Genomic DNA, 3749 nt, shown 5'->3' with positions numbered 1-3749 from the left:
TTTGAACACTACAATGAGCGCCACCCGCACAAAGCCCTGAAATATCGCTCACCGCGCGAGTTCAGACGGACTGCAGTGTCATCAACCTAGCGGTGTCTGCGTGTCCTGAGGTATAGGGGCAACTCCACTGATGGTCCCGCAAACGCTGCTCACTTGCCTGCAATGCTTCCAGGGCACGTGTCCGTACCGGCCCCATATCTCGCAGCACAATAACAGCGCCACTGAGAATCTGCTTTTGATCGAAGAGTGGCGACACCGAGCCTTCGACGAGCACCCGTTCAGGGTCCTCCCTTACGAGGTAGCTGTGTTCCGGCAGCTCGACCACAGTCCGCTGCAACAGGCATTCGAGGAATGGGCTCGACTGCACCCGTCGGGCAAGGTCGTATCCAATTGGCAGAACGTCGTCAATGGCGCTACCCACGATTGCGGCCTGCGATTTCTTCAGCAGCACCTCGCAGACTGGGTTCGCATACTCAACCACCCCATTCCTATCGACCGTAAGAACTGCATCGGCAATTGACTGTAGGATGACCAAGGCCCGCTCCCTCTCGCGGAACATGCGCTGCTCCACATCGAGCGCTTGGGATTTCGCAACCTTCCTCTGCCTCAAAATCACCAAGCTAAGCACGGTAATGGCAAGCGTGGTAAGCAGAGCCAGTGCAGTGGGTAACGGGCGCAAGGCTTCAAGTCCAACTTGGCGGCGCGTCTCGAACTCGAAAGGCTGGGAGTCACTGGGCAGGCTTCTTTCGAAGACAAATTCCGGAAGAATGTTCCGAACCAACCACCCGTGGGCTACGGCATCGATTCGGTCCACGCTCCCGTTCTCGCTGTTGCGGTCGTAGGCGCGGTGATATAGCCGCATCGACATCCATTTCGACGGCAATTCATCACGACTCAGAAACTTGTTCGTGTGAATGAGCATCGATACAACGCGGGTGGCTTCCGCATGCCGTGTGGAGAGGTCACGAGACGGGGGACGCGTCGAAAAAATGGCCTTGAAAATCAGATATCCGCCCTCCTTCGAAGAGGTCAAAGGGAGCAGACACCACGAGCTGGCCAGTCTTGATAGTCTCCTCAATTGCGGCATGAAACTTCTTGTCCGCATAGACATCCAGCCCAAGAACCGACTTGGCATCTTCGATTGCCGGTTCCATGAACGTAATTGGGTAGTAGAAGGGTCTCGGTGTAGCCGGTCGCCAATTCCGTTCGCCGCTGAAACCGAAATCCTTGATGCGGTAGTCCCTGTCGACGTTGTTTTGCGCCCAGCGTTCAAACGCTGGTACAGCAGCAAGCTCTACCCTGGGTTGCAGCTCAATCGTATAGATATGCTGGTAGCGCTCCAGCATTTCCTTGGCATAGTTACGCGTTGCAACCGGCATCAGCCCAGGAAAGGTACTTAGCAGTGCGTCAATACCCGCAAGTACCGCCTCATTCTGGTCTAGGCGTTGCCGGACGATTTCGTAGGTGGATTCAGATTCCCGCTGAAATTCGGCCCGTAGACGCCCTACTTCCGAGACCGCAAACACGCCGATGGTCACGAGCGACACGGCAAGCCACGATGCCACGGCGAGCCATATTGTGCGCATGTCGATTCCGGCGATTTGACGTTGGCGAGCGGCCATGTTCGATCTGCTGAAGTGAGAGCAAATCGCGTATTTTATACAGCTGTTTTACGACTGACCGGCACAAGCAAGCGGGCTGTTGCTGCCTAGATCCCCCGCTTTCCGCGCAGCAGCGACGGTCGTGGCGCATCAAGTTACACTAGAACATAGACAAAATCAACCATATTGGACTTGTTAATTCCAATTTGGATGTTCATCGCGAGTGGAATGGACACCACCATTGTGTTCTATGTCTACTCGATCAACGCTCTCTGGTGAAGACGCGCAAGACGCAGCCATTGCGGCGCGCGTGGGGTCAACCATTGCCGAATTACGACGGGCACGAGGCCTGACACAGGCCAAGCTGGCCGAGATGATCAATCTGGAACAGGAAGCGATCAGCCGCTGGGAACGGGGTACCCGGGTTCCAACGCTATACCGCCTCCAGCAACTCAGCAATGCGCTGGAATGCACGGTGGATGATCTATTGCGGCGCGGCTCACGGCATATCGATGACCAGACTGCTGTGGTGTCAGATGCCCTGAAAGGCCTGGAAGCCGATGAGCGCGCGCTTGTGATCAGCTTTGTCCAGCAGTTCACGGAACTACTGCGGTCCAAGCATCCGGCACGAAGCCACCGCCGCAAGTGAATGCTCACATGATGTCTTAAGGGATTCCGCTGCTCGCACCTGCTGTGGAGCACAGGTACGGAATTCGTCGCCCATATCAATACTCGTCGGGCAGAAGCAGTGTGGTAACGCTCCGATCCGCTTCCGTGATGATCCAGATCCGTACTCCGGCTATATCATACGCGGACAGGATGCGCCAGCCGTGCTCGACTGCCAAGTCGTTCGCTTTCACGTCCTCGGTAGGCACCAGGCCCCAATCACCACAGGCGTGCCGTGTGAGATACGGAACTGGACCGATTGAGCACTGAGCCAGGTGGGACATCACACCTCGTGTCGCAACAATCTGCCCGAGGGAAAAAAGCGGACCTCGGCTGCCGCCGGACTTTGGCGAAATCTTCGAAGAAGGCATTCTGCTCGTGTCCTTATTGAAGTGGCCACTCACACGTGTGCCTACTGCCCTTGCCGGCTGTAGGCAATCCAGATCCGCTGCACCATTTCTCCGGCCAGTTCGCCTGTTTCGAAGCCTGCGATGTCCTCGCACAGCAAATGCAGCCGGTCTATGAACATAGCGCCAGAGAGATTGACTCCGAAGTGTTCGCTCACAATCTCCACAAGCGCCAACTCTTGGTCTGCGGACAATGCGGAAACGCGGAAAATGGATGAGGTAGCCATCCGATCACCTTCCTACGACCACACCGGACAGCACAACAACCACAGCGTGTAGCCCCACCGTCGAGGGGAAGAGAACACAGGGCGTAGTACCGCAGAATCACTGGAGAAAAAGCCAGTGTCCAGTCCAGGCATTTGCTGCTGGCCTGCCTGCATGACCCGTCAACGTCCGTCCGTCAAACCCCAAAGAAGAAAACGATGAGCATCTACGCGATTCCAGGAGGTGAGATCCATGTGGGCTCCCTGCCCAGCGGAGATCTGATTGTTAGAGGATATGGCTGTGATGCTGCGATAAGCTTGGCGCGCAATGTTGCCGGGCAGCACTTCGGGAAGTGGGAACCTAGGTACCAGAATTGGATAGTTCCCGCCCGCAACAGCATTTCGCTCAAGGGAGACCTCGCATCGAAGGCAAAGCAAGTCTCGTAGCGTATGCGGGGAAATAACGCGGCAGCACAGATAGGATAGACCGAAGAATATGAGCGAAAAAATTGCACAATTACACAAAGAGGATGCAGACAATGATTCCTTTCAGCAGCCAGATGATGGGGCATTGCCATCGCTAAAAGAGGGGGAACTCGACCCGTTTTTGGGTAAGAAAGTGCGTGTACTGATAGTTACGCATGAAAACTACAACGTTTACCTGGACGAAGCCTTATGCACTCAATGGTACGGACGAATTCCTGACGACAAGGAAATAAGTACAGCATTGAATCGTTTGTCCAAGTGACCTTGCCCCTGTTCCACGAATCCCATAACCGAGGGAATTAGGCAGCCCGGTGTTGCTGAGCTGCGGACCAGTTTTTCTCGAACGTCATGGGGCTGACGTAGCCCAGCGTCGAGTGGAGTCGGCT

Annotated in this window: 5 protein-coding genes; 2 read left to right on the top strand and 3 right to left on the bottom strand. The window is 55.4% G+C overall.

The genetic code is table 11. The features are described from left to right. Window positions 1-61 precede the first annotated feature (61 nt). Both F7R19_RS29290 and F7R19_RS29285 read right to left on the bottom strand, forming a co-directional pair. The gene (locus F7R19_RS29290) at window positions 62-922 is read right to left on the bottom strand and encodes a PAS domain-containing protein (RefSeq protein ID WP_170292679.1); all 861 of its coding nucleotides are present in this window, start codon (window positions 920-922) and stop codon (window positions 62-64) included. 40 nt (window positions 923-962) lie between these two features. Continuing rightward, window positions 963-1622: a CHASE domain-containing protein gene (locus F7R19_RS29285; RefSeq protein WP_150982949.1), complete on the bottom strand. Its 660-nt coding sequence runs from the start codon at window positions 1620-1622 to the stop codon at window positions 963-965. A gap of 229 nt (window positions 1623-1851) precedes the next feature. On the opposite strand from F7R19_RS29285, the gene F7R19_RS29280 reads away from it, so the two are divergent. Beyond that, on the top strand, window positions 1852-2250 hold the full coding sequence (locus tag F7R19_RS29280) for a helix-turn-helix domain-containing protein (protein WP_150982948.1): 399 nt from the start codon (window positions 1852-1854) through the stop codon (window positions 2248-2250). Window positions 2251-2679: 429 nt separating this feature from the next. Here the strand turns inward: F7R19_RS29280 and F7R19_RS29270 are convergent, their stop codons facing one another. Continuing rightward, window positions 2680-2901 (bottom strand): hypothetical protein, encoded by a 222-nt coding sequence (locus tag F7R19_RS29270; RefSeq protein WP_150982946.1) that lies wholly within the window; start codon window positions 2899-2901, stop codon window positions 2680-2682. Between the two features lie 472 nt (window positions 2902-3373). On the opposite strand from F7R19_RS29270, the gene F7R19_RS29265 reads away from it, so the two are divergent. Beyond that, window positions 3374-3625: a hypothetical protein gene (locus tag F7R19_RS29265; RefSeq protein WP_150982945.1), complete on the top strand. Its 252-nt coding sequence runs from the start codon at window positions 3374-3376 to the stop codon at window positions 3623-3625. Window positions 3626-3749 lie beyond the last annotated feature (124 nt).

The sequence above is a fragment of the Cupriavidus pauculus genome, assembly GCF_008801835.1.
GTDB classification, from domain to species: domain Bacteria; phylum Pseudomonadota; class Gammaproteobacteria; order Burkholderiales; family Burkholderiaceae; genus Cupriavidus; species Cupriavidus pauculus.
Note: the sequence above shows the minus strand (reverse complement) of the source record. Positions and strands in the feature narration are given on the sequence as shown.

Excerpts from the sequence above, each read along its gene's own strand:
- F7R19_RS29290 (WP_170292679.1), bottom strand. The coding sequence starts at position 922 with ATGCTCATTCACACGAACAAGTTTCTGAGTCGTGATGAATTGCCGTCG.
- F7R19_RS29280 (WP_150982948.1), top strand. The coding sequence starts at position 1,852 with ATGTCTACTCGATCAACGCTCTCTGGTGAAGACGCGCAAGACGCAGCC.
- F7R19_RS29270 (WP_150982946.1), bottom strand. The coding sequence starts at position 2,901 with ATGGCTACCTCATCCATTTTCCGCGTTTCCGCATTGTCCGCAGACCAA.
- F7R19_RS29265 (WP_150982945.1), top strand. The coding sequence starts at position 3,374 with ATGAGCGAAAAAATTGCACAATTACACAAAGAGGATGCAGACAATGAT.
- F7R19_RS29285 (WP_150982949.1), bottom strand. The coding sequence starts at position 1,622 with ATGGCCGCTCGCCAACGTCAAATCGCCGGAATCGACATGCGCACAATA.